This window comes from Xanthomonas sp. NCPPB 2933 (assembly GCF_056725225.1).
On the sequence record NZ_CM161518.1, the window covers coordinates 3,864,891 to 3,891,467 of the forward strand.

22 protein-coding genes and 1 other RNA gene are annotated in these 26,577 nt (G+C 63.8%); 11 read left to right on the forward strand and 12 right to left on the reverse strand.

The genetic code is table 11. The annotated features are described in order from the left end of the window. Window positions 1-78 precede the first annotated feature (78 nt). The gene (locus AC1PLU_RS16000) at window positions 79-870 is read left to right on the forward strand and encodes a cytochrome C assembly family protein (RefSeq protein WP_074056958.1); all 792 of its coding nucleotides are present in this window, start codon (window positions 79-81) and stop codon (window positions 868-870) included. A gap of 2 nt (window positions 871-872) precedes the next feature. Here AC1PLU_RS16000 and AC1PLU_RS16005 read toward each other — a convergent pair whose 3' ends face one another. Both AC1PLU_RS16005 and AC1PLU_RS16010 read right to left on the reverse strand, forming a co-directional pair. Further along, window positions 873-1,922, reverse strand: a complete 1,050-nt coding sequence (locus tag AC1PLU_RS16005) for an aldose epimerase family protein (protein ID WP_481106735.1) — start codon at window positions 1,920-1,922, stop codon at window positions 873-875. Between the two features lie 493 nt (window positions 1,923-2,415). Then, window positions 2,416-4,095, reverse strand: a complete 1,680-nt coding sequence (locus AC1PLU_RS16010) for a serine hydrolase domain-containing protein (RefSeq protein WP_481106736.1) — start codon at window positions 4,093-4,095, stop codon at window positions 2,416-2,418. A 348-nt stretch (window positions 4,096-4,443) separates the two neighbouring features. Between AC1PLU_RS16010 and AC1PLU_RS16015 the strand changes: the two genes are divergently transcribed. After that, window positions 4,444-6,027 (forward strand): alpha-N-arabinofuranosidase, encoded by a 1,584-nt coding sequence (locus AC1PLU_RS16015; RefSeq protein WP_481106737.1) that lies wholly within the window; start codon window positions 4,444-4,446, stop codon window positions 6,025-6,027. 255 nt (window positions 6,028-6,282) lie between these two features. Here AC1PLU_RS16015 and AC1PLU_RS16020 read toward each other — a convergent pair whose 3' ends face one another. Then, window positions 6,283-7,254, reverse strand: a complete 972-nt coding sequence (locus AC1PLU_RS16020; RefSeq protein WP_481106738.1) for a LysR family transcriptional regulator — start codon at window positions 7,252-7,254, stop codon at window positions 6,283-6,285. Between the two features lie 136 nt (window positions 7,255-7,390). Here AC1PLU_RS16020 and AC1PLU_RS16025 point away from each other — a divergent pair, with 136 nt between their 5' ends. Together AC1PLU_RS16025 and AC1PLU_RS16030 are read left to right on the forward strand one after the other, a co-directional pair. Continuing rightward, complete coding sequence (locus AC1PLU_RS16025) at window positions 7,391-7,666, forward strand: DUF2798 domain-containing protein (protein WP_023903163.1); 276 nt, start codon at window positions 7,391-7,393, stop codon at window positions 7,664-7,666. 214 nt (window positions 7,667-7,880) lie between these two features. After that, window positions 7,881-9,230 carry a glycoside hydrolase family 16 protein gene (locus tag AC1PLU_RS16030; RefSeq protein ID WP_481106739.1) on the forward strand — a complete coding sequence of 450 codons (1,350 nt, stop codon included), beginning with the start codon at window positions 7,881-7,883 and terminating at the stop codon, window positions 9,228-9,230. Window positions 9,231-9,261: 31 nt separating this feature from the next. On the opposite strand, the gene AC1PLU_RS16035 is transcribed toward AC1PLU_RS16030, so the two are convergent. Together AC1PLU_RS16035 and AC1PLU_RS16040 are read right to left on the reverse strand one after the other, a co-directional pair. Beyond that, window positions 9,262-9,630, reverse strand: a complete 369-nt coding sequence (locus tag AC1PLU_RS16035; protein WP_006450601.1) for a response regulator — start codon at window positions 9,628-9,630, stop codon at window positions 9,262-9,264. Next, entirely contained in the window at window positions 9,623-10,774 is a 1,152-nt protein-coding gene (locus AC1PLU_RS16040) for a two-component system sensor histidine kinase NtrB (RefSeq protein ID WP_481106740.1), read from the reverse strand. The genes AC1PLU_RS16035 and AC1PLU_RS16040 overlap by 8 nt, the downstream gene beginning before the upstream one ends. A 158-nt stretch (window positions 10,775-10,932) precedes the next feature. On the opposite strand from AC1PLU_RS16040, the gene AC1PLU_RS16045 reads away from it, so the two are divergent. The 6 genes from AC1PLU_RS16045 to trxC all read left to right on the forward strand — a co-directional run bounded on the left by AC1PLU_RS16045 (window position 10,933) and on the right by trxC (window position 17,864). Further along, window positions 10,933-14,097 carry a response regulator gene (locus AC1PLU_RS16045; protein ID WP_481106741.1) on the forward strand — a complete coding sequence of 1,055 codons (3,165 nt, stop codon included), beginning with the start codon at window positions 10,933-10,935 and terminating at the stop codon, window positions 14,095-14,097. After that, window positions 14,070-14,918: a CheR family methyltransferase gene (locus tag AC1PLU_RS16050; RefSeq protein ID WP_181110694.1), complete on the forward strand. Its 849-nt coding sequence runs from the start codon at window positions 14,070-14,072 to the stop codon at window positions 14,916-14,918. The genes AC1PLU_RS16045 and AC1PLU_RS16050 overlap by 28 nt, the downstream gene beginning before the upstream one ends. Continuing rightward, window positions 14,915-15,499, forward strand: a complete 585-nt coding sequence (locus tag AC1PLU_RS16055) for a chemotaxis protein CheB (RefSeq protein ID WP_481094798.1) — start codon at window positions 14,915-14,917, stop codon at window positions 15,497-15,499. The genes AC1PLU_RS16050 and AC1PLU_RS16055 overlap by 4 nt, the downstream gene beginning before the upstream one ends. Further along, window positions 15,496-16,629, forward strand: coding sequence for a hybrid sensor histidine kinase/response regulator (locus tag AC1PLU_RS16060; protein WP_481094799.1), 1,134 nt, complete (start codon window positions 15,496-15,498; stop codon window positions 16,627-16,629). Before AC1PLU_RS16055 ends, AC1PLU_RS16060 begins: the two co-directional genes overlap by 4 nt. A 241-nt stretch (window positions 16,630-16,870) precedes the next feature. After that, complete coding sequence (locus AC1PLU_RS16065; protein ID WP_176340687.1) at window positions 16,871-17,236, forward strand: DUF1428 domain-containing protein; 366 nt, start codon at window positions 16,871-16,873, stop codon at window positions 17,234-17,236. A 181-nt stretch (window positions 17,237-17,417) separates the two neighbouring features. Then, window positions 17,418-17,864: a thioredoxin TrxC gene (gene trxC, locus AC1PLU_RS16070; protein WP_481094800.1), complete on the forward strand. Its 447-nt coding sequence runs from the start codon at window positions 17,418-17,420 to the stop codon at window positions 17,862-17,864. A 109-nt stretch (window positions 17,865-17,973) separates the two neighbouring features. Here trxC and AC1PLU_RS16075 read toward each other — a convergent pair whose 3' ends face one another. Further along, on the reverse strand, window positions 17,974-20,343 hold the full coding sequence (locus AC1PLU_RS16075; protein ID WP_481094801.1) for a TonB-dependent receptor: 2,370 nt from the start codon (window positions 20,341-20,343) through the stop codon (window positions 17,974-17,976). 81 nt (window positions 20,344-20,424) lie between these two features. On the opposite strand from AC1PLU_RS16075, the gene AC1PLU_RS16080 reads away from it, so the two are divergent. Next, window positions 20,425-20,500: non-coding RNA, sX9 sRNA (locus AC1PLU_RS16080), on the forward strand. Between the two features lie 333 nt (window positions 20,501-20,833). On the opposite strand, the gene AC1PLU_RS16085 is transcribed toward AC1PLU_RS16080, so the two are convergent. The 6 genes from AC1PLU_RS16085 to AC1PLU_RS16110 are packed head-to-tail and all read right to left on the reverse strand — an operon-like array spanning window position 20,834 to window position 26,253. Continuing rightward, window positions 20,834-22,792 (reverse strand): response regulator, encoded by a 1,959-nt coding sequence (locus tag AC1PLU_RS16085; RefSeq protein ID WP_481106742.1) that lies wholly within the window; start codon window positions 22,790-22,792, stop codon window positions 20,834-20,836. Next, window positions 22,782-23,657, reverse strand: a complete 876-nt coding sequence (locus tag AC1PLU_RS16090) for a sensor histidine kinase (protein ID WP_104550301.1) — start codon at window positions 23,655-23,657, stop codon at window positions 22,782-22,784. The genes AC1PLU_RS16085 and AC1PLU_RS16090 overlap by 11 nt, the downstream gene beginning before the upstream one ends. Further along, entirely contained in the window at window positions 23,654-24,664 is a 1,011-nt protein-coding gene (locus AC1PLU_RS16095; protein ID WP_481106743.1) for an ATP-binding protein, read from the reverse strand. Before AC1PLU_RS16095 ends, AC1PLU_RS16090 begins: the two co-directional genes overlap by 4 nt. After that, window positions 24,655-25,050, reverse strand: coding sequence for an anti-sigma regulatory factor (locus tag AC1PLU_RS16100; RefSeq protein WP_006450589.1), 396 nt, complete (start codon window positions 25,048-25,050; stop codon window positions 24,655-24,657). Before AC1PLU_RS16100 ends, AC1PLU_RS16095 begins: the two co-directional genes overlap by 10 nt. Next, window positions 25,047-25,409, reverse strand: a complete 363-nt coding sequence (locus AC1PLU_RS16105; RefSeq protein ID WP_023903148.1) for an STAS domain-containing protein — start codon at window positions 25,407-25,409, stop codon at window positions 25,047-25,049. The genes AC1PLU_RS16100 and AC1PLU_RS16105 overlap by 4 nt, the downstream gene beginning before the upstream one ends. Window position 25,410: 1 nt before the next feature. Further along, window positions 25,411-26,253, reverse strand: coding sequence for an STAS domain-containing protein (locus AC1PLU_RS16110; RefSeq protein ID WP_074056946.1), 843 nt, complete (start codon window positions 26,251-26,253; stop codon window positions 25,411-25,413). Between the last annotated feature and the right edge of the window lie 324 nt (window positions 26,254-26,577).

The following is a 26,577-nucleotide window of genomic DNA, read 5'->3' on the forward strand; positions in this document are numbered from 1 at the left end:
GCCCGGCTGGGCATGCCCGCTCTTCCGATTCCCGACTCCCGATTCCGGCGCCAGCCCCCAGTGTGCGAAACTTCCACGATGACAATCGTTCTCATCGCGTTCGCCTTGTATCTGTTGGCCACCGCGCTGCTCACCCGCTCGGTGCTGCGCGATGGCAACCAGGCGCCTGCACGCTGGTTGATACCGGCGCTGGCGGCAGTGGCGTTGCACGCCGGGTACCACGTGCTGGTGGCATTCCGCACCGCCGGCGGGCCGGACATGCACTTCTTCGCGGCACTATCGCTGTGCGGGCTGGGCATGGCCGCGCTGACTGCGGTGTTCGGCGGGCGCGGGCGCATGGCGGCGGTGGGCGTGGTGGTGTTTCCGCTATCGGCGATTCTGCTGGCCTGCTATCACGCTTACGGTCATGAGCCGAGTTCGGACTTGGGCTGGCGGCTGGAGCTGCACGCGTGGATGGCGCTGCTGGCCTACGCCACGCTGGGGATCGCTGCGCTGCTGGCGATCATGCTGTGGTTGCAGGAACGCGCGCTGCGCCGACGCGACTTCCACACCTGGCTGCGCGCGTTGCCGCCGTTGACCGAACTGGAGACGCTGCTGTTCCGCACGATCACGGTGGGCTTCGTGCTGCTGAGTCTGACCCTGCTGACCGGCCTGCTGTTCGTTCAGGACTTTCTGGCGCAGCGGCTGTTGCACAAGACCGTGCTCAGCATCCTGTCGTGGATCGTGTTCGGGGCGCTGCTGATCGGCCGCTGGCGCAATGGCTGGCGCGGCACCAAGGCAGTCCACTGGACGCTGACCGCGATGGTGCTGCTGGTGCTGTCGTTCTTCGGCAGCAAGTTCGTGATCGAGCTGGTGCTGGGGCCGCGCTGATCTCAGGTACCCAGCGCAGCATTCACCGCGGCCCACGACTGATCCGGGCCAGCGCTGGCGAAGTGATAGGCGATGCGGCGACGGTAAATCTCGCCGGGTCGCAGGATTGTCGACGGGAAGTTGGGGTGATTGGGCGCATCCGGGTAGTCCTGCGGCTCCAGACACACGCCCCGGCCCAGGCCGGGATGGTGTGCGTCCAGATGCTGGCCTTCGTAGAGTTGCACCGCCGGTGCATCGCTGGTGATGCGTAGCGCCACGCCACTGTGCGGCGAGTACAGCTCGGCAACGCAATCGGCGTCGGCGGCCAGCACCAGGCATTGGTCGTAGCCTTTGCCGAGCACCACTTGCGGATGCGATGGGTCAGTGTTATCGGACAACGCGGCAGCAATGCGGAAATCGAACGGCGTGCCGGCGATCGAAGCGATCTCGCCGGTCGGGATCGATTCGGCATCAACCGGCAGATAGCGATCGGCCGGCACGCGCAGCACCTGCCGCGCGGCACTGTGATGCGGGTCGCCGGACAGGTTGAAATATGGGTGATGGGTGAGATTCAACGGGGTGGCGGCATCGCACTGCGCCTCGAAGTCCAGCTGCAGCTTGCGTCCCTCCAGTTGCAGCCGCGCACGCACCTGCAGATTGCCGGGATAGCCTTCTTCGCCATCGGGCGAGTCGTAACCCAGCAACACCTGATCCGAGGTGTGCTCCAGCACGCGCCACACACGCCGCCCGAAGCCGCGTAGGCCGCCGTGCAACTGGTTGCGCCCTTCGTTGGCTGCCAGCATGTGCGTCACACCATCCAGCGTGTAGCGCGCGCCGGCGATGCGATTGCCGAAGCGGCCAACCAGAATATTGAGGCTGTCGCCGTCGGCCGCGTAAGCAGGCAGGTCCGGCAAGGCCAGCAGCAGCGGCACCACGCCATGTGCGGTGGTGAGCCGCAGCACATGCAGGATGCCGCCATAGGTGAGCACTTCCGCCTCCAGCCCGGCATCGCTGCGCAGCGTAAGCGCGTGGACCTCGACACCGTCTGGCAACTGCCCGAATACGCGCTGCATGGATCGTCCCTCCGATACTGGAAGCTGGCGAGCATAGCGGGAGAGCGCCGTTGCCGACCATGCCGATGCGCGCATCTTGACGCTGGCACTCGCTTTCCACGGCAACTAGCACCGAATGGGCGTGCAGACCGGGCTTGCCGGTGGACGAGCAGCCGGGTCTGCTACTGCAGATCTAGCCAAGTGCAACGGGTGCAGCGGCGCACTGGCAAAACAACGGTCTGACCGTCCTGGTCGACGCGGGATTGCCGGTACCGTCGCCGACCACTACACCAGCTGCCACACCGCCGCCGCGTAGCTAAGCGCGCTGCAGGACTGGATCGACCTGCACGCACCGGAGCCGTGAATCTGTCGATCAAGTAGCGCTGCCCGAACGCGTGGTGGTGACCGCGAAGGATGGCGGCGGCTACGACATCGCCCGTGGATGTTTGCAAGCTGCGGCAGGCCAAGTACTTCAAGGTCAGCGCCAGTCCCAACGCAGTGAGCGCGTGGCGATTCAGGTGTCATCTTCCCCTGCGTCCGTTCTTTTCGCCATCATTCGGCGCAGCCTCCTGTTGCTAAGGGTCAGCCCCTCTACACGGCCCTTACCATTGCTGACGAAAGTGATGGTTCCACGGCTGCTCGAGAAACGGTTGCCGCCCACCGGATCGAGGGAGAGCTCATATCCACGGGGCCAGGAAAGCCGCAATCGCCCATCCACGAACGCAACGGTGTACGTCATGTCGGTCTCTTCGCTGTGATAGGTGCCGGTCAGTGCCACCAAGTCGGACTGAGCAGGCAGGGGCTCGGTGATCTTCACGAACTCCCGTGTGGTCGGCCAAAAGTCGCGCACCACCAATCGGAAATCGCCAACCCGGCTTGAGGGTCGGTGAAACATCCACTCGTGCGGTTGGTCGCTAGGGCGGAAGACATCGCTGCCTATCGGAACTAGACCAGAGGCTCCGGCCGGCCTCAACGCATTGTCCTTCCAGTCGAGTCGTATCAGTTCATCGGTCTGTGGGCTCCAATAGGTCCCGGCCAAGGCCGACTGCGCCTCGGGAGCCATCCGTACAGCAGGGGCGAGGCGTGCAGGCAGATTCAAAGGCTCAAGGTAGATATCGGCTATTGCGCGGGTAATGCTTGCCGGTTCGGTCGTCGCGCCATTGCAGAGCGCGACGATGGCCAGGCGCTGATCGGGGAAAAGCAAGGCATCCGACCGAAAACCCACGTCGGCGCCATCATGGCTGATGAGCTTCAGGCCCCGGTACTCGTCAAGCCGCAGTCCACCGCCATAGTTGATCCTGGTCCCGTCGCGGAGCGTGCCTGACTCCTTCATTTTGGCAATCAAGGTCTGGCCACCGACCTGACCGTCGATTAGATTCCGTTCCCACTTCAATAAGTCGCCGACTGTTGTGAGAAGGCCGGTCGAACCGTAGTGGGTGATCGTAAGCGGGGCGAAGTCCCAGGTTGCGCTTCCATTCGTAACATAGCTCAGCGCCCTGTTTGCGACGACCTCGGTATAGCGGTCGTTGAAGTGGGTGTCGGTCATGCCGAGCGGGACGAATATCTCGTCCTGTGCGAATTGGCGGAGCGTCTTGCCGGAAACGCGTTGGACAACGACGCCAAGAAGCGTATACGCAGCGTTGCTGTAAACCACCTCAGCGCCGGGTTCAAAGTTGAGGCCATGCTGGTGGGTCAGCGCCCAGATGACATCGGACTCGGTGTAAATGTCGGAGTCGCGCCATCCGGCCAGGTTGAGCAATTGCCCCTGTTCTCTGAGGCCATTGGTGTGATGTATCAGGTCGCTGATTGTGATCGCGTCTGCATAGCCAGCGAATTCCGGGATGTATTTTCGGATGCTGTCGTCGTAGGAAAGCTGGCCTCTTTCCTCCAGCAGGCCGATGGAGAAGGCTGTGAACTGCTTGGAAATCGACGCGGCATGGAAGACGGTTCCAGGAGTGATTGGCGTGGCGCTGGAGAGGTCTGCAGTCCCAAAGCCCTTGGCATAGTCGAGGACCTCGTTCACCGAGATACCGACAGCGCACCCAGGCGTTTCTCCCGCCTTCCATTTTGAGAGGATGGCGTCCACCTGGTGGTGGCGACTGGCCACAACCGAGTCGATCCGCTCGGCCTGCGCGATCTGAGCAGATGCAGCCACTGCAAGAAATGCCGTAGCGATAACAGCGTGCAAATGCATGGCATTGCTCCTGAAGCTGACTTGGATCGAACGGAATCGGAGCCGATGTCTCCCGTGCATTACAGTACATAAATAATCAAACGCATTGTTGTGCGTTTTGTTACACCATATTCGCATTGGATTAGACGCACCAAGAAGGGAGCTTGCAAAGGCCCCTCTGATGGCGCTTCTTCAGCGATGCGCCGACGCAGTTGGACCTTGAAACTGTGCATGGCGGGGCTCCTGCGAGCTGCGGCGATGCAGCTATGGGCGCAGACATCGGTCCTTGCTCGTAATACGCTGGCGCCACGCCTGCCGATCTGGCAGTGCGTGAACGACTCGACCAACCCGCACAGGAGCGACAAGCCGATGCAGTGGATTTCCCTCGCGTTGCAAATCCCGCGCAGGCGGATGTTGCAATCAATCGTCGCCGCTGCATTGATAACGAACGCACTTACCGCATCGGCTACCGAGGTCAAGGTGAGCGGTACGCTGCGGGCGGACCAGCCCGGTGCGCAGGTGTCGCGTCAGCTGTTCGGCCAGTTCGCCGAGCATCTGGGTACCGGCATCTATGGCGGGGTGTGGGTCGGCGCGGACTCGGCAATCCCCAATACGCGTGGCTATCGCAACGATGTGGTGGCCGCGTTGAAGGCGATCGCAGTCCCGAACATTCGCTGGCCCGGCGGCTGTTTTGCCGACGAATACCATTGGCGCGACGGCGTCGGCGCGCCGGCCAAGCGCCCGATCCGCGTCAACACGCACTGGGGCGGCGTGGAAGAGTCCAACCGGTTCGGTACGCACGAGTTCATGGACTTTACCGAGCTGCTTGGTACCCAGGCGTATATCGCCGGCAATGTGGGCAATGCGGCGCCGGACGAGATCGCGCAGTGGGCCGAATACATGACAGCACCCACGCGCTCGAGCCTGGCCCAGGAGCGCCGCGCCAATGGCCGCGATGCGCCATGGCAGGTGCCCTACTTCGGCGTGGGCAACGAGCTGTGGGGCTGCGGCGGCAATATGCGCGTGGAATATGCGGCCGACGTGTATCGACGCTACCAGACCTTCGTCAAGGCGCCAGCCAATCAGAAGATCCTCAAGATCGCGCCTGGCCCCAACAACGACGATTATCACTGGACCGAAGTGATGATGCGCGAGGCCGGCACGTTGATGGACGGCCTGAGCCTGCACTACTACACCGTGCCCGGTGGCTGGCCGCCACGCGCCTCGTCCACCAATTTCGATGAAGCCGCCTGGATCGATACGCTGTCGCGCACGCTGGTGATGGACGAGCTGATCACCAAACACAGCGCGATCATGGACCGCTACGACCCGGGCAAGAAAGTGGCGCTGGTCGTAGACGAATGGGGCACCTGGTATGCCGGCCTGCCCGATGCGAACCCGGGCTTTCTGCATCAACAAAACAGCCTGCGCGATGCGCTGGTAGCGTCGTTGAATATCGATATCTTCAGTGCGCATGCCGAGCGCGTGCGCATGGCCAATATCGCGCAGATGGTCAACGTGCTGCAGGCAATGATCCTCACCGACGGGGACAAGATGGTGCTGACGCCCACCTACCACGTGTTCGCGCTGTACAAGCCGTACCAGGACGCCACCTACCTGCCGCTGCACTTGCAGACGCCCGAGTACCGTCGCGGCGATGCGCATGTGCCCGCCGTGCACGGCTCGGCAGTCAAGGCCAAGGATGGGCATATGTATGTCGCGCTAACCAATCTGGATGCGAACTCGGCGGCGAACGTGAGCGTGCAAGTAGAAGGCCTGTCGCCGAGCAGCGTAGACGGGCAGATCCTCACTGCGCCGGCGATCACCGCGCACAACACTTTCGCCCAGCCACATGCGGTGGAGCCGAAAGCGTTCAAGGGCGCGCGCGTGCAAGGCAAGGCGCTGAGCGTTGCGCTGCCGGCGCACTCGATTGTGATGCTCAAGCTGGAGTGAGCGATGGTGACGGCAGACGCGTTGACTGAAAGCTGCCGGCGCGCTTGATTGTCATGTCCAAGCTAGAATGAGCAACAACGGCGGCGGTAGCTGCCGCCGTTGTAGTTGATCAGGAACGATGACTTGGGGTGCTGCACTTTTCAAAGTGGACCGCTTGCAAGCAACTTGGCACGCATTTGCGAGTCAACGCATCACGCCTTTGTGCGCCTTATTGACCAGAGCGCAGGGCACAAAGAGTTGCAACTCAGATGCTGGCTATGCACCGGTTGCTGCTTGAGCTGGCGCAGATGTCAGCGCTGGCTCGGCAATGCGCCACTCCGCTGGCAGGCGTTCGAGTACGTGGTCCATAAAGGCGCGCACCTTTGGAGTGAAGTCGCGGCGGTCGGCGACGCACAGGTAGATCCGTAGCGGTTCTGGCGCGGCTTGGGTGGTTCCGCGGGTCTCGGACACGAACAGCGGCTGCAGCTGACCGCGCTGCAGATACGGCTGCACGACATACGCGGCCAGTCGTGCAATGCCGCCGCCGGCAGCGGCCATGGTGGCGAGCGCATCGATATCGTCGCTGACCATTGCCTTGCCCAGCTCCGGCTGGAAGCGCACGCCATTGCGGACGAAGTTCCAAGGCAGACAACGCCCATCGACCGGGTAACGCAGCAACAGGCAGTGGTGGTACTTCAATTCGTCCGGGGTCTGCGGCGTACCGCAACGGGCCAAGTACTGCGGTGCCGCGCAGACCACCAGCGGTACCTGCGCGATGCAACGCGCCACCAGGCCGTCTTCCAGCTGCGCTTCGATGCGCAGGCTGACGTCCACGCTTTCCTGCGCGTGCTGCACGGCGCGGTCGGTGCACAACAGCTCGATCTCCAGTTGCGGATAGCGCTGGCGCAGCGCCGGCAACATCGGAGCGAGCACATGGCGCGCAAATGCGGCGGTGCTGGCCACCCGCAAGCGCCCGGCCGGGGCCTGCTGCGGACCGGCGACCGATTGCCGCGCGCGTTCCAGGTCGCGCTCCAGCTGCCGCACCTGTTCGAAGTACAGCGTGCCACGCTCGGTCAGTGCCAGGCTGCGCGTGGTCCGGTGCAGCAAGCGCACGCCCAGATGCTGCTCCAGCCGCGCGATGTTCTGGCTGACCGCAGCCGCGCTGACGCCCAGCAACTTGGCACCACCGGCAATACTGCCGGCATCGACGGTGCTGACAAAACTGCGGATGGACTGAAGAATGTTCATTGTTGAGGCAAGTATTACCAAACGATTCGTAAGTTTTTCTTACGTAAGCCACAAGGCTACGCGATCTACCCCGGCCGCGGTGGCGTCTCTACAGTTCCCTTCACGCCGCGGTTGTGCGGCAGTCGAGGTCATCCCCATGTCGTCATCTCCACCCTCCTCCCCGTTGGCGCGACCGCGCTGGAAACTCGGTGTGCGCGCCACCCCGTTCGTCTTCGCGTTCTACATGGCCGCGATCATGGCCTTGCTGATGTGCCTGGTCATCACCGGCGCCAACACCGGGCTGGCACCCGGCTATCTATGGCGCGTGCTGGACGCCTACCGCATTGCGATGCCCACCGCGTTCTGTTGCGTCTTGGTGGTGCGGCCATTGGTGATACGACTGGTGGCGTGGACGGTGCACGCGGGGCATTGAAGTGTGCGTGGATGTGCATCTGCCGGTCGCAGACAAGTGTTGCCGCGCAGCACGGCACAGACCGCGTTTGCGACCGCCGTCATGCCAATGATGGATTATTCCGTAATGAACACCACGGAACTGAAACACGCCCGACAATTGCTTTGACACTGAAGCAGCACCTGCGCAGCGTCGCTTCTCCACGGACGTGAGTCCGTCTTTTGGGGAAGCACGCATGAACACGCTACGCAGTGTCGCTGTGCAGTTCGCTGTTGTGTTGGGCATGGCGCTGGCGCCGAGTGCGCAGGCGCAAACCCTGGTGTGGGAAGACAACTTCAACGGGCCGGGCATCGATGGCAACAAGTGGACCTACGACGTCGGTAACGGCTGCCAGATCGGCTTATGCGGTTGGGGCAATGGCGAAATGCAGTACTACACCAGCCGTGCCGAAAATGCGCGTATCGATAATGGCCGGCTGGTAATCGAGGCGCGGCGCGAAGCGTTTCAGGGTATGCCATTCACCTCGGCACGGCTCAAGACCGAAGGCCGCATGCACTTCACATACGGCACGCTGGAAGCGCGCATCAAGACGCCGGTGGTCGGCAACGGGCTATGGCCGGCGTATTGGATGCTGGGCACGATCGGCGTATGGCGCGGCCGCGGCGAAATCGATCTGATGGAGGCCGGCATGGCGGCGGCAATCGCCGCCGGCGCCGCCAACCGCCGCATCGGCGCGGCCGTGCATTGGGACTACAACGGCGCGCAAGCCGACTACGACACCAGCTACACCAGCCCGGTAAATCTGCACAACGACTTCCATGTGTACCGGATGACCTGGGACCCGCAATTCATCCGCGTGTCGATCGACGGCCAGCAGTACTTTGAATTTGCGATCTCCAATATCCAAGGCGCCTCGTTGCACGAATTCCACCAGCAGCAATATCTGCTGCTCAATCTTGCGGTGGGCGGCACCTATACCGGCATTACCTCGCCTGCTGCGGTGACGGCGCCGCTACCGGGCAAGATGGAGATCGATTACATCCGGCTGTATCAAAACCCCGGCGCACAACTGTACGTCGGCGCGCAACATGCCGCGCCTGCGGGGCGCTTCGGTGTATTTACCGAGCAAAGCGATACCAGTGCGCGGCTGACCTTCGGCCAGGATGCCGAGCTGTACTTATGGAACAACCTCACCCCGATTGCGCAGACCCCATTCGAAGGCCGCAACGTGATGGCGTACCGCGCCAATGCCGGTGCCTGGTACGGCCTGGGCATCCAGACCGACTATCGCAATATGGCCGCGTATGCGGGCGGCGCACTGAAACTGCACGTTAAAACCACTACGCCTTCGACCTTCAAGATCGGCATCAACACCAGTTTCGGCGACAGCTGGGTTGACTTCGCCGCGGGCGGCAATCAGTACGGATTGGTGCGCGATGGCGCCTGGCATGAAGTCAGCATCCCCTTCAGTGCGTTCTACGATCTGGATCTGCAGGCGGTCAAACAGATGTTCATGCTGGTGGCCGATCCCCCGGCTGCGCCGGTGGAGATCGCCATCGACAAGGTGTACTACCAGAGCCGTTGAACCGGCCACGCGAACTGGATGCAGCCAACGTTTACGCGTTGGCTGCAACGCCTTTGAGCATGTCGATCAGCTGACGCAGGCGGTAGGGCTTGGGCAGAAAATCCACCTGCGGCGGCAGTGGCGGCAACTGCGCCTTGGCAAACCCGGACGCCAGGATGATGCGTGCCTGCGGCAGCAGTTGCGTCACCTGTTCGCTCAGCTCGATGCCCGACATGCCGTTGGGCATGCGGATATCGCTGAACACCACATCGTAAGGGCCGCTCTCGCGCAGCATGCGCAATGCACTGTGACCATCGTCGGCGGTGTCGACGGTGATGCCGGCATCGCGCAGTGCTTCGCCGATCAGTTCGCGTAACTCTTCTTGGTCCTCAACCATCAGCAAGCGCAGGGATTCAGTCATGCTCGGCGTCCTCGATGGCCGGGAGAAACAAGGTCACGGTGGTGCCGTGTCCGGGTGCGGTGTCAAGCTCGACAAAACCACCGGATTGGGACGCGAAGCCAAACACCTGGCTCAAGCCCAGGCCGGCGTTCTTGCCCGCATCCTTGGTGGTGAAAAACGCGTCGCCAGCGCGCTGCGCGACATCCGCCGGCATGCCGCTGCCATTATCGCGCACCGCAACGCTGACGTAAGTGCGCTGTGCAGCGTGCGGGTGGGACGGTGCGGCACGCCGCTGTACGGCGGTGGCCAGCACGATCGTACCGCCATCGGGCATGGCATCGCAGCTATTGAAGACCATGTTGAGCAATGCAGCGTCCAATTGACCTGGGTCCATACGCACATCCGGCAGTGTCTGGGCCAATTCAAGCGAGAGGCCAATGCCGGCCGGGCACGCACGCAGCAGCAATTCCAACGCGCCGGTCACGATTGCATTGACTGCATGACGTTGCGGAGGCGATTGCTGCCCGCGTGCGAAGGCGAGCACGTGGCGGGTCAGCAGGGTGCCCCGCTCCACTGCCGTCTGCGCAGCACCCAGCAAGGTGCGCAGACGCGCATCCTCGCCCGCACGCCGCGAGATCAGATCCAGGCTGGTCGCCATCACGGTCAGCAGATTGTTGAAGTCATGCGCCATGCCCCGCGTCAACCGGCCCAGCGCCTGGCTGCGTTGCGCCTGCGCCAGCACCTGCTGCGATTGCTGCGCTGCATGGCGTTCGCTGATATCGCAGATCACCACGGCAAAACCGACCAGCACATCGAGTTCCAATACCGGCTCGATCACCACGCTGGCCAGGAACTGGCTGCCATCCTTGCGCAAGCGCCAGCCTTCTGCAGCTGCGCGACCATCGCGTCTGGCGATCTCAAGCAGGTGTGCCGGCTCGCCGCGCGGGGCATCTTCGCGCGCATAAAAACGCGAAAAATGCGTCCCCACGACCTCGGCAGCGGCGTAGCCCTGAATGCGCTCGCAGGCTGTATTCCAGCTACGCACGTGGCCGCCCGTATCGAGCGTATAGATCGCGCAATCGCACATGCTCTCGAGCAACAGCTGGCACTGCCGGCTGTTGTGAGAAAGCGGCCCGACGGTATCGGTGGCCGTTTCCGCATCCATCACGCGATGTTTCCCCCTGCAAAGCGCGCGACCATAGTGACGGATACGTGAAGGTCATGTGCAAGCCAACCCGGCCGGAAAGCATCAAATTTCCGGCGATTTACGCGTGAAAGTTATCGGCTAACATGACCGCCCTCCCACTTAGGTCCGCGCGCCTCATGCAGAACATCTCGACCACACGCGACCGCTGGGTGTGGGTCATCGCGGGGGCATTGATGGCTGGGACGCTCGCTGTGGAATTGGTCACACCGCTTGGCTATGCGGTGTGGCTGACCTACTTCGTCGCGGTTGGGGTGACGGTGTTTCAAAACCGCACGCAGGTTCCATTGATTGTGGGCGCGCTGTCATGCGTGTTGTTGGCAGTGGGTTTCAATCTGGCGCCGTCCAGCACCAATTCCAGTTTTTCCTCGATCAACCGCAGCATCGGTGGCGTGTCGTTCCTGGCGATGGCGCTGGTGGTGACGCAGGCGATCCGCGCGCGGCGTCAGGCCGAACTCGCGCTGTGGCTGCAGCAGGCAGAGAACACGGTCGAAGCGAGTTTGCGCGGCGATCAAAGCCCGGAAGCATTGGCCGATGCTGCCGTTAGCGCACTGTGCGACACGCTGGATGCGCAGGTGGGCGCGCTGTATCGCATCGAAGGCGAGCGCCTGCGTTTGACCGGTGGCACCGCGCTTCCGGCCGACATGCCCAAGACGCTGCCGACCAACACCGGACAACTGGGCGACGCCTTGCAGCGTGGCGCGGTGCGCCGCGTGCGCGGCGTGGACGCGGGACATCTGCAGATCGCCTCCAGCCTGGGCAAGAGCAGTTGCCAGGAACTGCTGCTGGCACCTGTCACTGCCGATGGTCGTGTGATCGGTATCGTCGAGCTTGGCCGCGTGACCGACCCGCGCACTGCCGGTTCGCGCGAGCAGGAACTGCTGGCACGCTGTGGCGAGAACATCGGCCTGGCCTTGCGCACCGCGTTGCTGCGCGCGCAGCTGGTGACCCTGCTGGAAGAAACCCAGCGCCAGAGCGAAGAACTGCAGACCCAGCAGGAAGAGCTGCGCGTGACCAACGAAGAGTTGGAAGAGCAAAGCCGCAGCCTGCAGCAATCGCAAAGCGATCTGGAACAGCAGCAGGCCGAGCTTGAACAGACCAACGTCCAGCTGGAAGAACGCACCCAGGCACTGGAGGCGCAGAAACAGGCCTTGCTGATTGCGCAGAACCAGCTGGTGCGCAACAGCAACGAGCTCTCCACCGCCTCGCGTTACAAGTCCGAATTTCTGGCCAATATGTCGCACGAGTTGCGCACCCCGCTCAACAGCGCGCTGATCCTGGCCAAGCTGCTGGCCGACAACAAGGACGGCACGCTCAGCCCCGAGCAGGTGAAATATGCGCAGGCGATTCTCTCTTCCAACAACGATCTGCTGGCGCTGATCAACGACATTCTGGATTTGTCCAAGATCGAAGCCGGGCATGTGGAACTGGCTGACGACACCATCGCCACCAGCTCGGTGCTGCAGCGCCTGCGCGAAACCTTCGAGCCACTGGCACGGCAAAAAGGTCTTGCGTTGCAGATCACGGCCGACGCCGATGCACCGACGCAACTGGTCATGGATAGTCAGCGTCTGCAGCAGATTCTCAAGAACCTGCTGGCCAATGCGATCAAGTTCACCGAGCACGGCAGCGTCAGTCTGTCGCTCCAGGCGCAGGCGCCGGGACGCGTGCTGTTCAAGGTCCAGGACACTGGCATCGGCATTGCGCGCGAACAGACCGAGATCATCTTCGAAGCGTTTCGTCAGGCCGATGGCAGTACGCGCCGTCGCTATGGCGGCACCGGTCTGGGGCTGTCGATCTCGCGCGATCTGGCGCAGCGCATGGGCGGCAGCATCCGTGTGGACAGCGAGCCGGGACGCGGCAGTTGCTTCACGCTGGAATTGCCGACCGATGGCGCGCCGGCCGAGGGTGTGACTGTTGCGGAAAGGCCTGCGCCGCCGGCGTCGATTAACGCCGCGCAAGCAGCGCAGCACACCAGCGGCATGGCGATGGCATCTCGTCCTGGTGAGCAGGCTGTGGTTGCGTCCAGCGCCTTGCCGCTGCCGATTCCTGCAGCGAGTGCAGCGCCGCTCCAGCGCGCCGACGACGATCGCGATCAACGCAGCCGTCCCGGCCGGCTGATCCTGGCGGTGGAAGACGACACGCGTTTTGCCCAAGCCCTGGTCGATCTGGCGCATGAGCTGGACTTCGATTGCGTGGTGGCACCCAGCGCTGAAGAAGCGCTGCAGCTGGCAGCGGACCTGCGCCCCAGCGGCATTCTGCTCGACATCGGCCTGCCGGATGCCTCCGGGCTCAGCGTGCTGGAGCGGCTCAAGCGCGATCCGGCAACGCGGCACATCCCGGTGCATGTGGTCTCGGCGATGGAGCGCAGCCAGATTGCGCTGGAACTCGGTGCGGTGGGCTATTTGATCAAGCCGGCCACGCGCGAGCTGCTGGCCGGCGCAATCCGCCAGCTGGAAGACACCAATGCACGCGCCGTGCGCCGCTTGTTGATCGTAGAAGACGACAGCGCGCTGCGTGCGAATCTGGAACTGCTGCTGGCGCGCGATCAACTGGAAATCGTCGCGGTGGGCAGCATCGCCGAAGCCATGCAGCAACTGGCCGGCTCCACCTTCGATTGCATGGTCACCGATCTGGCGCTGCCCGACGGTAGTGGCTACGACCTGCTCGAACGCATGGCCGGCAACGATGCGGTCGCGTTCCCGCCGGTGATCGTCTACACCGGGCGCGCACTCACACGCGACGAAGAACAACGCCTGCGCCGTTATTCCAAGAGCATCATCATCAAGGGCGTGCGCTCGCCGGAGCGCCTGCTCGACGAAGTGACGCTGTTCCTGCACAGCGTGGAAGCCTCGTTGCCCAGCGACCAGCAACGCCTGCTGCGCGAAGCGCGCCGCCGCGATGCGGTGCTGGATGGCGCCACCGTGCTGTTGGCAGAAGACGATGTGCGCAATATCTTTGCGCTCTCCAGCGTGTTGGAACCGCTGGGCGTGACGTTGCAGATCGCACGCAATGGCCGCGAGGCGCTGGAACATCTGGCCAAGCACGAAGTGGATCTGGTGCTGATGGACATCATGATGCCGGAGATGGACGGCCTCACTGCGATGCGCCAGATCCGTGCCAATCGTCAGTGGCAGGATCTGCCGATCATCGCGCTGACCGCCAAGGCCATGGCCGACGATCGCGAACGCTGCCTTGAAGCCGGTGCCAACGACTACATCGCCAAGCCCATCGACGTGGACAAGCTGGTGTCGCTGTGCCGGGTGTGGTGCTCGCGGCAATGAATGCAGTGGAGCTGTTCGATCTGGAGCTGCGGGTGCTGCTGGAAGCGGTCTACCAGCGCTATCACTACGACTTCCGCGATTACGCGGTGTCCTCGTTGCGTCGACGCATGCGCCATGCCATGGGCCGCTTCGATTGCGCACGCGTGGCCGATCTGCAGCATCGCCTGCTGCACGAGCCGGAGACGTTTGCGCAGGCGATGCAGTTCTTCACCGTGCAGGTGTCGGAGATGTTCCGCGACCCTGCCTATTTCCGCTGTTTGCGCGAGCATGCGGTGCCGGTATTGCGCACCTACCCCTCGATCAAACTCTGGGTGGCCGGCTGCAGCACCGGTGAAGAAGTCTGGTCGCTGGCGATCCTGCTGCATGAAGAAGGGCTGCTGGAAAAAGCGGTGATCTACGCCACCGACATCAATCCCGAAGCGCTGGGCATGGCCGAAGCCGGCGCCTTCGGCATCGACCGGATTGCGCAGTTCAGCCGCAATTATCTGGAGGCCGGCGGCCGCGGGTCCTTGTCCGATTACTACACCACCGCCTACGACGGCGCGGTGTTCGATCGCCGCCTCAAGCGCCACATCGTGTTTGCCGATCACAGCCTGGCAACCGACACGGTGTTCTCCGAAGTGCATCTGGTGTCGTGCCGCAATGTGCTGATCTACTTTAACCGCACCCTGCAGGATCGCGCGGTGGGTCTGTTCCATGACGCGCTGGTGCACCGTGGTTTTCTGGGTCTGGGCAGCAAGGAATCGCTGCAGTTCGGCGCGCATGCGCAGGCCTTCGAAACCGTGGCCCGCGAGCAACGTCTGTTTCGGAAGGCGGCATGAGCGGCGCGCATGGGTGGCAGCACTTCGAGGCGATCGTGGTCGGTGCATCGGCCGGCGGTGTGATGGCGTTGCAGGCGTTGCTGTCCAGCCTGCCTGCGGAGTTGCCGATGCCGGTGTTGGTGGTGCTGCATCTGCCACGCGACCGCACCAGCCATCTTGCCGAATTGATGGATGCACGCTGCGCCTTGCCGGTGCGCGAGGCAGAGGACAAGCAACCGCTGCTCGCCGGCACTGTGACCATCGCCCCGCCCGACTATCATTTGCTGGTAGAAAACCGCGATAGCTTGGCGTTGTCGATGGATGCGCCGGTGCTGTTCTCGCGCCCGGCGATCGACCCCTTGTTCGAATCGGCCGCCGATGTCTTCGGGCAACGGCTGCTGGCGATCCTGCTCACCGGCGCCAGCAGCGATGGCAGCGCTGGCGTGGCGGCGGTGCGCGCGGTCGGCGGCACCGCCTGGATCCAGCTGCCCGACGATGCGGCGTCTCCCTTGATGCCCGCCTCCGCCATCGCCCACGCCGGTGCCGATGCGGTGCTCACCTTGCAGGCGATCTGCAGCCGATTGGAGGCTTTCCACCGATGAATCTCACCGCGACCGGCCTGGCTGCAGACAGCAGTACCACCGAACCGGCCAAGCTGCTGATCGTGGACGACGTACCGCAGAATCTGGTGGCGATGGAAGCGCTGCTGCAGCGCGACGGCATCCAGGTACTATGCGCGGCCTCCGGCGCGCAGGCGCTGGAGCTGTTGCTCGAACACGATGTGGCGTTGGCATTGCTGGATGTGCATATGCCGGAAATGGACGGCTTTTCACTGGCCGAACTGATGCGCGGCTCGCAGCGCACCCGGCATGTGCCGATCATTTTTTTGACGGCCTCGCCGAACGACCCGATGCGTGCGTTCCAAGGTTACGAAACCGGCGCGGTGGATTTTTTGCACAAGCCCATCGAGCCGCACGTGATTCTGAGCAAGGTCAACGTGTTCATCGAGTTGTATCAGCAACGGCGCCTGCTCAAGGCGCGCAATACATCGCTGGAACGTGCGCTCACCCTCAACGAAACAATGATGGCGGTGCTGACTCACGACTTGCGTACACCGCTGTCGGTGATTCTGCTGTGCGCCGACAAACTCAGCCTGGATGTGGCCACCGAAGGCTCGGCCGCACGCACGCTGGAACATCTGGAAAACAGCGCGCATCGCATGGCACGCATGGTCGAGCAGCTACTGGATTTCTCGCGTCTGCGCACCGACGGGCTATCGATGCAGTTCGGCCCCTGCAATCTTGGCGAGGTGGCCCATAGCGTGGTGAACGAGGTGGCGCAGGCCAATCCGCACACGCCGATCGACCTGCGTAGCGAAGGCGATCTGCACGGCGACGGCGACGGCGATCGGCTGGCACAGGTGGTCTCCAATCTGGTCGGCAACGCAGTGCTGCATGGCGCGCGCCAGCCGGTGCGCGTGCACCTGGACGGACGCCAGCGCGACACACTGCGTTTGTCGGTGCGCAACGCCGGCCACATCCCCGACAGTCTGATGCCGCGTCTGTTCGAGCCATTCAAGGCCAGCTTCCACGCAAGCCAGGGCTTGGGCCTGGGTTTGTTTATCGCAGATCAGTTCGTCAAGGCGCATGGCGGCTCGCTGCAGGCACGCAACGAAGACGGCGATGTGGTGTTCGAAGCGACGTTGCGACGGCGTAACCTGGCTGCATCATAACGGCCATGAGGTCGTCGGCCCGCTATGCTGGGTCGGCACTCACAGGTGCGGGGACGCAGCACGCAGGGCAGTTGCGCGCACGGATCGTCCGATCCGTGGCGGTGACGACGAGCGAGCCCATCCGTGCACGCAGGCTTTCACGTAGACCGCACGACGCGCCGATCTGCGTGTCGCTCCCTGCCCCGCCTGTTCGTCGTTTCTACAAGGCGCACGCCGTGCGTCATGCCAGCGGAGGTGGTTCATGTCGTACATCGATGGTTTCGTCCTTGCGGTGCCCACTGCCAACAAGGACAAGTTCCTGGAGCACGCCCGCATGGGCGACAGCATGATCATGGAATACGGCGCGTTGCGCGTGGTGGAGTGCTGGGGCGATGACGTGCCGCACGGACAGCAGACCGACTTTTATCGCGCGGTCGAGGCGGCCGCGGACGAAACCGTGCTGTTCTCCTGGATCGAATGGCCGGACAAGGCCACGCGCGATGCCGGCATGCAGAAGATGATGGACGACCCGCGCATGGACCCTGCGGTCAATCCGATGCCTTACGACGGCAAGCGCATGATCTTCGGCGGCTTCGTGCCGGTGCTGGACCTGGGCCGGTCGGCCTGATCGTTACACCGCCTGGCGGCAGGAATGGACGCACCTGCCATCAGGCGTGCAGCCCCGCAGTCATCGCCCCCGCACGCAGGCCTTGCGTCGCCATGGCTACACTGACAACCGCCCACGCACGCGCAGATCGCCACCGGCGCGACATGCGATGCACCGTCTCTCTTGCCTGTGGAGATCGCCGATGACCATTGCGCCGCTGCTGGTGGCCTGCCCGAGCTGCACTGCGATGAATCGCATCGCGCAAGCGCGTCTGCGCGATGCGCCCAACTGCGGCAGCTGCCATCAGCCGCTATTTCTAGGTGCGCCGATAGCGCTGTCCACTATCGATTTCGACAAGCATGCGGTGCGCAGCGAGCTGCCGTTGGTGGTGGATTTCTGGGCACCGTGGTGCGGGCCGTGTCTGAGCATGGCGCCGCAATTCGCCGCAGCCGCCCCGCTGCTGGAACCGCAGGTCCGTCTGGCAAAAGTGGATACCGATCTGCATCCGGCGCTGGGCACGCGTTTTGGCATCCGCAGCATTCCCACCTTGCTGGTCATCCGCGGCGGCAGCGAGCTGGGCCGTCATTCCGGTGCAGTGAGCAGCACGCAGATCGTCAGTTGGGTGCAGTCGGTGTTGCGCAGCCGTTGACGCAAAAAGCCCGCTGCGTACTGCACGCCGCGGGCTTGGTGGTTGCCACACGCATCACAGCGACGCGCAGGTCGCTGTGATGCGGTGATGCAGTCAGTCGATCAGCGACTCATTGCCAGTTGACGTTGACCGACACGCCCACGATGCGCGGCTCGTTGTAGACCGCCGCCATGTAGTTTTCGATCACACCCTTGACGTTTTTTTCGTTGGTGATGTTGCGCGCAAACGCCGCCACTTCCCACGCACCGTAGCCGCCGGTGTAACCGAGCTTGAGGCCGCCTTCGAAATTGCCGTCGGCGCGGAACTCGGTGGAGTCGTACAGCACGAAGCTGGTTTCGCCCTGCTTGTTCCAGTCGGTGGAGACGAAGAACGCGCCGTCGTTACCCACGGGGATGTCGTAACGCGCGGCCAGGTTGAGGTTGTACTTTGGCGCGTTGGGCAGTGGGTTGCCGTCGATCTGCGCAAAGGTGTTGGCGCCGACGCGGATGGTCGGGTCGTTGACCGTGCACACCACCACGCCGTTGAGCGCGCAGGCCTGCGCAAACACGCGCTTGTCCTGGATTTCGCTATGCAGCAGGCTCAGGCCGGCGGTCAGCGACAGGTTGGAGATCGGGCGCCAGTCCAGGTCCGCTTCCAGACCGTAGGCCTTGGCCTTGTCGGCATTGAACAGCACGCCGTTGCCGTCCGAATCGTTGCCGTTGAGCTGGATGTCATCGACGGTGTAGGTGAAGCCGCTGACATTCAGACGCAGGCGATTGTCGAACAGGCTGCTCTTGATGCCGGCCTCCCAGGACAGGATGGTTTCCGAATCGGCGGTGGTGAAATCCGAATTGAACACCGCGCTGCGGCCCTGGATGGTGGGGCCGCGGAAGCCGCGCGCCACGCGTGCATACACGCTCAGCTCGGGGTTGATTTCGTACATCGCGCTGAGGTCCCAGCTGGGCTGGGTGTCGGACATGCGCACGTCGCGACGGCCACGGTATGTCACCGCACCAGCTACGGTGTCGGCGGTCTTGAGCAGACGGGTTTCCTTGGTGTCCTTGGTCTGGCGGATGCCGGCGGTCAGGGTGAGCGCATCGGTGGCCTTGTAACTGAGCTGACCGAAGCCGGCCCATGACGTGTTGGTGTTGCGCAGCCGCACCCAGTTGTTGGGGTTGCGCGCAGCGGTCTGCAGAAAAAACGCACGCTGATAGAAATCGGTGGTGTCGCGGCCATCGAAGTAGAACGCGCCCACCTGCCATTGCAGTGCGTCGTCGCCTTCGCTGGCCAGACGCAGTTCCTGGGTGTACTGATCCAGATCGCGGATCTGCCCCATCGATTGGCCGAAGCCGTTCGGCACGCCGTTGACCGGGTAGTTGGCCGCTGCGCCGCCATCGGTGTCGCCACGGCTGTAGCCGGAGGTGGTTTCGTAAGCGGTGATGGAGGTCAGCGACACGCCGCCGAAGTCGTAGATCGCCTTGATCGAGCCGCCGTCGGTTTGATACGCCTGCGGGTTGTCGTGCGCCTCGTCGTAGGCCACGCGGTCGCGCGGCACGTCGACCTTGTCGCTACCGCGCGTCACCGCATTACGCAGGAACAACGTCGAAGTGCCGTCGTAGTCGCGCGTATGCACCGAGCCCAGCAGCGAGAACGCGTCATTGGGCTTGAGCAGCACCTGCAGGCGCGCATTACGGTCGTTGTAGCCGCCCATCGCATCCTTGCGCGGCGTGCGCGTGCCATCGGCGCTGCTGCCGGCAAAGGTGTTGTCCACCCAATCGTCGCGGTGTTGATACAAGGCCGAGACGCGGAACGACAGCACGTCGTTGATCGGCCCACCGAAGCCGCCATCCAGCGACACGGTGTTGTAACTGCCATAGCTGGCATCGACGCGGCCGGTATAGGTGTCGCCGGGCTTGACCGTGTCGAACTTGACGATGCCGGCGGTGGTGTTGCGGCCGAACAAGGTGCCCTGCGGGCCGCGCAGCACTTCGACCTGGTCCACGTCGTACACCGGGTTGGATTTGAGCACCACGTGTTCCAGCACCACATCGTCCTGGATGATGGACACCGGCTGCGAAGCGCCGAGATAGAAATCGATATTGCCCAGACCACGGATATAGAAGCGCGGGAAGATGCGCCCGGTGGTGGTCTCGGCATAGAAGCCCGGCACGCGACCGGACAGTGCCAGCAAGGTGTCGTCGCCGCCTGCGGTGAACTCGCGCATCGCCGCGCCCTGCACCACGCCCACCGACACCGGCACCTCCTGCAGGTTCTGCTCGCGGTGCTCGGCGGTGACGGTGACCGTATCCAGCGCGGTCGGGCTGCCCTCGCCCTGGGTCGTCGGCGTTTGCTGCGCAGATGCGGCGGCGGCCATCGAAGCAAGCAACAGGCCGGCACAGGCGCGCGCCAGCGGCGTGCGCTGCAAGGCGGCGCAACGGCGTGCAGGTGCGTGCGTGGCGGCGGACGTCAGGGACGCGGAGATAGACAAGTACAACGACATACGAGGTGATCCTTGGAGTAAGAGCGGCTAACAAACTACTGCGCGGCCGCCAGACGGGCGTAGCCGGTGCTCGGAATCCTCATGTACCCACTCGTACACTCCGGTTCCTGCGCGCCGTCTGCACCCACCTGACGACCGCTCGCTACGTTTGTTAGCCGCTCTAAGTAGAGTGAGGTGACGTCCGTCGGCACAGGCATGCCGGACGAAGGCGCAAGGTGGCGCCGCGCGCACGATATGTCAGCAATGTTGCAGCTCTATGGCAAGCGTGCCGCCGCGCACATGCCGCTAGGTCTACTCCCATGCCGTTGCACGCGGGTGGCATGGCGAAACGGCATGCCCGCACTGGCCGTGTGCTGACGGCAGGCGGTTTTTTGTGCGCCACCTTTGGCCCGTATGCCCATTCGCGCTAAGCGCGGGAAAATAAACAAGTCGCGCTAGGCGCGAGGAAATAAACACTCCGCGCTGAGCGCGGACAAGCACACCACCGGCGTTACGCGCGGGCCGCAAGCACACTGCTGTCGAGCATCTGCCCAACCATGTTGAGCAGATCGTTGAGGCTGAAAGGCTTGGGCAGCAAGGCCATGCCTTCGGCCAGAAATTCCTGCCGCGTGGCTGCGTTTTCGGCGTAGCCGGTGATGAACAGGATCGGCAAGCCGGGCCGCAGCGCGCGCGCAACATCGGCCATGTCGCGCCCGTTCATGCCGGGCAGGCCCACATCCGACACCACCAGATCGATCTCCACCCCGGCACGCAATTGCTCCAGCGCGCCATTGGCATTTTCGGCTTCGGTCACGTGGTAGCCGGCATCGCTGAGCACCTCGCTCACCATCATGCGCACCACATCGGTGTCGTCCACCAGCAGGATGCGCTCGTGACGGTGACGCGGCGATCTGGGCGGCGGTGCTGGCGCCACCTCGCTTGCCGTAAGCCCGCGCGGCAACAGCAAGGCCACCGTGGTACCACGGCCCACGGTGCTGGTGATGCGCGCGGTGCCGCCGGATTGACGCGCAAACCCATAGGTCATGGACAAGCCCAGGCCGGTGCCCTCGCCGATGGGTTTGGTGGTGAAAAACGGCTCGAACACCTGATTGAGAATGGCCGGCTCGATCCCGCTGCCATTGTCGATCACATTCACCGCCACGTAATCGCCATCGTCCAGTTCCGGATCGTTGCGCGCGGTGTAGGCGGCGCTTTGAATGCGGATGGTGCCCTTGCCCTTCAATGCATCGCGTGCATTGATCACCAGGTTGAGCACCACATTTTCGAGCTGGTTGGCATCGGCCACCGCCACCAGCGGCGTCTGCGCCAGATCCAGTTCCAGCACGATGTTCTCGCCGATCGAACGGTGCAGCATGTCTTCCAGCGAGCGCACGCGTGCGTTGATGTCGAACGCCTGGGCATCCAGCGATTGCTTGCGTGCAAACGCGAGCATGCGCTGGGTCAGCGCGGCCGCGCGATGCGCCGAGCCGGTGGCAATTTCCGCCAGCCGCGGCACGCGCTCGATGCGGTTGGATTCCACCGCCAGCTGGATCATGTCCAGCCCGGAAATGATGCTGGTCAGCAGGTTGTTGAAGTCGTGCGCGATGCCGCCGGTGAGATTTCCCAGCGCTTCCATCTTCTGCGCCTGCAGCAGTTGGATTTCGGTGCGCTGGCGCTCGGCGATCTGGTGCGCCAGCTCGGTGGTGGCGGTGTCCAGTTCCTGGCGTTGTTCGCGCTCGCGCAGACGCTGTTCGGTCACGTCCTCGACCAGCAACAAGCCCAGATCCGGCTCGCGATACGGCGACACCCGCCACTCGGTTTCGCACAGCTTGCCATCGCGGATGATCGACAGCGTGCCGCTCCAGCGCGCGCGTTGTGCCAGCGCGGTGGTCAGGGCATGCACGGTTGTCGCCTGGTCCAGCCCCCCCGCCTGGATCGCATCGCCGGGTGTGGCGCTGCCGATCAGGCGCTGGAAGGCCGCATTGGCTTCGTGCGTGTGCAGCCTGGAATCGACCACGGCGATCGGCGCGCTGATGTGCTCGAAGATCTCGCGGAAGCGGGCCTCGCTGATCCGCAATGCATCTTCGGCATTGCGGGCGCGCAACAGCGTGCGCAGCGTGGCGACCAGCACGCTGGGGTCGACCGGATGGATCAGGTACGCATCGGCACCGGCATCCAGCCCGGTGGCCATGTCGCCGGTGGCGATCGAAGCGGCCGACACATGCACCACCGGCAGCAGCGCGGTGCGCGGGGCGGCACGCAAGCTGCGCACGATGTCGAAGCCGCTCATGTCCGGCAGGTTGACGTCCAGCACCACTGCGGCAAAGGCGTGCGTGGCCAGCTTGGCCAGGCCATCGGTGCCGGTGCCGGCCTCTTCGACCACGAACTGATGATGCTCGAGCACGCGCCGCACCGAATAACGCGTCACCGCGTTGTCGTCGACCACCAGAATGCGATGACTACTGGGCAAGTGCGTTCTCCGCCGCCAGCGTCACCGGCAGCACCACGAAAAATTCGGAACCTTCGCCGACCACGCTATTGATCCCCACCCTGCCACCGAGCAGCTCGGCGAAGCGCTTGCAGATCGCCAGCCCCAGGCCGGTGCCGGTCAGGCGTTTTTGCAGCGGCGAATCCACCTGCACGAAATCCTCGAACAAGGCCTCGTGCAGCTCGGCCGGAATGCCGATGCCGGTATCCTGCACACCGAAGCGCACATGGGTGTCGCCTTCCAGCTGCGCGAACACGCGCACGTGGCCTTGCGGGGTGAACTTGAGCGCGTTGGAGATGAAGTTGCGCAGGATCTGCGCCAGCTTCTTGTCGTCGGTGTAGAGCATCGGCAGCGCCGGCGGATCTTCGAAGATCAACGTGGTGCTGCCGGCATCGGTGAGCGGGCGGAACATGCCGCGCAACGCCGAGAACAGATCCATCAGGTCGAACCAGCCCGGCGAAATAGCGATGCGGCCGGCTTCGATCTTGGCCAGATCCAGCAGGTCGTCGACCATCTCGGTGAGCTCGCGCGCCGAGGCGCTGACAAAGCGCACCTGTTTGGATTGCTCGGCGTTGAGCGGCCCGTCCATGCCGTCTTCCAGCAGGCGGGTGATGCTCAGGATCGAACTGAGCGGCGTGCGGAACTCATGGCTCATGTACGACAGAAAGCGGCTCTTGAGCTCGGACACATCGCGCAACTGTTCGGCCTGCTGATCGAGCTCGGCATACAGCGCCAGCACGCCCTGGTTGGTTTCTTCCAACTCCTCGCGCAAGGCCTGGTTCTGCTGCCGCAGCGCGTCGAGTTCGGCCAGTGGATCGGCCGCCGATGCGGCATCGGATGACTTCATTGCATGGCTCCCAAACGCATGACGAACACGCAGGCATCGTCGCGGCCGCGCGCGTAATCGCGCAACAGCACCGCCGCAACAATACGCGGGTGGCGTGACAATAGCGCCGGGTGATCGCGCAGATTCCAGCGCGTTTGCAGGCCGTCGCTATGCATGACCAGCAGCTTGCCGGTCGCATTCGGAAAATCGAACGGCTGCGCCTTGCGAAACTGCACCCCGACGATGCCCGGATGCGACGGCATGCCGCGCACCCCATCGCCATCGCACAGCGAAGCGACGATATTGCCGACGCCGGCAAAGCGCACCTGGCCGGTGCGGCTGTCGAACTGCATCACCGCCGCCGCACCACCGCGGGTGCCGGACATGCCGGCATGCAGACGTGCGATGAGCTCGCCGGGCTCGCCGCTGGCCGCTGCCAGCGCGCGCGTACCGGCATCGGCGGCGTCGGCCGCGCCTTGCCCGTGGCCCAGGCCGTCGATCAAGGTCACGGTGACCCGTTGCTCGCGGATCGCCAACTGCCAGGCGTCGCCGCATACCACTTCGTGATGCAGCGGCACGCGCACCGCGCCATACGGCAGGTCCAGCTCGGCGCGTGGCTGCGCAAACAGCCGCACCATCACGATCGCGCCCTTGGCATCGGAGTACGCGTCCAGCACCTGCGCCTTGCGCTTGATCGCGCCCAGCCCGGTGCCCGGTGTGCCGGCAGTGGAATAGCCATCGCGCAGGCCATCTTCCAGTGTGAAACCCGGGCCTTCGTCGATGGCGCAGATCTCCACGCCCATGCCCTCGCGCGCAGCCACGCCCGACAACTGAAAGCAGCCGCCACGCCCATGCTTGAGCATGTTGGTGGCAAGCTCGGTGGCGACCAGCGCAACGCGACCGCAGGCGGCTTCGTCGAACCCCAGCGTCTGCGCAAGTGCCGTCGATTCACGCCGCGCCTGCCCGACCTGGCTGGCTTCGTCGACGCGAAACAGGCGGGTCACGTCACCGGTAACCGTCACTTCCATGTGGTGATGGTGATGCGTGTGCCCTTGCCCGGCGTGGTGTCCAACACAAAATCGTCCACCAGCCGCCGGCTGCCGGACAGGCCCAGACCAAGCCCGCCGCCGGAGGTCCAGCCATCGGTGAGCGCCAGATCCAGATCGGGAATGCCGGGGCCTTCGTCGCGGAAGGTCAGCTGCACGCCCTTGCGGATGCCGTTTTCCACCAGTGCCCAGTCCATATCGCCGCCACCGCCGTAGATCACGGTGTTGCGGGCCAGTTCGCTGGCCGCGGTGACCAGCTTGGTCTGGTCGACCAGACGCAGGCCACACTGCACCACCAGCTTGCGCACCGTCTGCCGGGCCAGCACCACATCCTGTTCGGTGCGTACCGGTTGCGACCCTGTGGTCATGAATCGCGATCGGGTTGCTGCAACAGGCGCATGCCGCGTTCGACATTGAGCGCGGTGCGCACCGACGGCAGGGTCAGGCCCAGTTCGACCAAGGTGATCGCCACCGCCGGCTGCATGCCGACCACCACGGTCTTGGCGTCCATCACTGCGGCCAGCCCGGAGATGGTGCTGATCATGCGGCCGATGAAGGAATCGACGATGTCCAGTGCGGAGATGTCGATCAGCACGCCGCGCGCGGAGGTGGCGCTGATTTTTTCCGACAGATCTTCCTGCAGCGTCATCGCCAGTTGGTCGTGCATGTCCACCTGGATGGTGACCAGCAGCAGGTCGCCCATCCGCAGGATCGGGATACGCTCCATGTCAGCTCGCCTTGCTCACGGTCACGCCGGTGCGCTTGAGCGCCAGCGCCAATGCGTCGGCCAGGTTGGCCTTGGTGACGATGCCCTGCAGATCCAGCCCCAGATGCACGATGGTCTGCGCAATCTGCGGGCGCACGCCGCTGATGATGGCATCGGCGCCCATCAGGCGAATCGCGGTGACGGTCTTGAGCAGGTGCTGCGCCACCAAGGTGTCCACGGTGGGCACGCCGGTGATGTCGATGATGGCGATCTCCGAACCGGTATCGACGATGCGTTGCAGCAGCGATTCCATCACCACCTGGGTGCGCTGCGAATCCAGCGTGCCGATCATCGGCAGCGCCAGCACGCCGTCCCACAACTTCACCACCGGGGTGGAGAGTTCCAGCATTTCTTCCTGCTGCCGCACGATGATGTCTTCGCGGGTCTTCTGGAACGCCTTGACGGTGTACAGGCCCAGACGATCCAGCAATTCGGACAGCGCCCACAACTGCAGGCCCAACTCCTCCGGCGCACTGGCGTACTCGCGCTGCACCAGCTCGAACAGCACGCGCTTGAGCGAAAAAATGAAGTTGGCGGTTTCCTGAGAATCGAAGCCGCGTGTGGCACGGTCGCGCGAGAGCGTCTCCAGAAAGCGGCGCACCTCGCTCCATTCGGCGCTGTCCAGGCTGCTGCCGCCGTCTTTCAACGAGGCCACCAGCAAACGCAGGAATTCCGCGCCCTGGGTTTCGATTTCCTGCCGCGAAATACGCACGTCGTTACCGAAGCTGGAACCCAGCCACGCGGTCAACAACGTTGTTTCCTGCCCACGAATCGCATCGATCGAGCGCTGCTGCAATGCCACCATGAGATCACCCGCCGAGTAAAGAGAAGAAAGGCCGGGCATGCGGGCTGGACTGCGCCCGTGGTTGGCGCGGCGCCCCCACGCCGAAGCGCAGCAGAATAAAACAATTCAGATTCGGCAACCAACGACGAACCTGTAGCAGTCATCAGACACTACACCCTGCAGTTTGACATTGCAGCGCACATGGCGAACGTGCGCCCTGCCACGCCTGCGCAGATGCAGGCGGCGGATGCAGGCGGTGATGGTCTGAGTGCCGCCGACCGATGGCGGACGCTGCCGCAAAGCGTGCTGGGGAGTTTCATCGAAGCGAGGTGATACGGGCACACC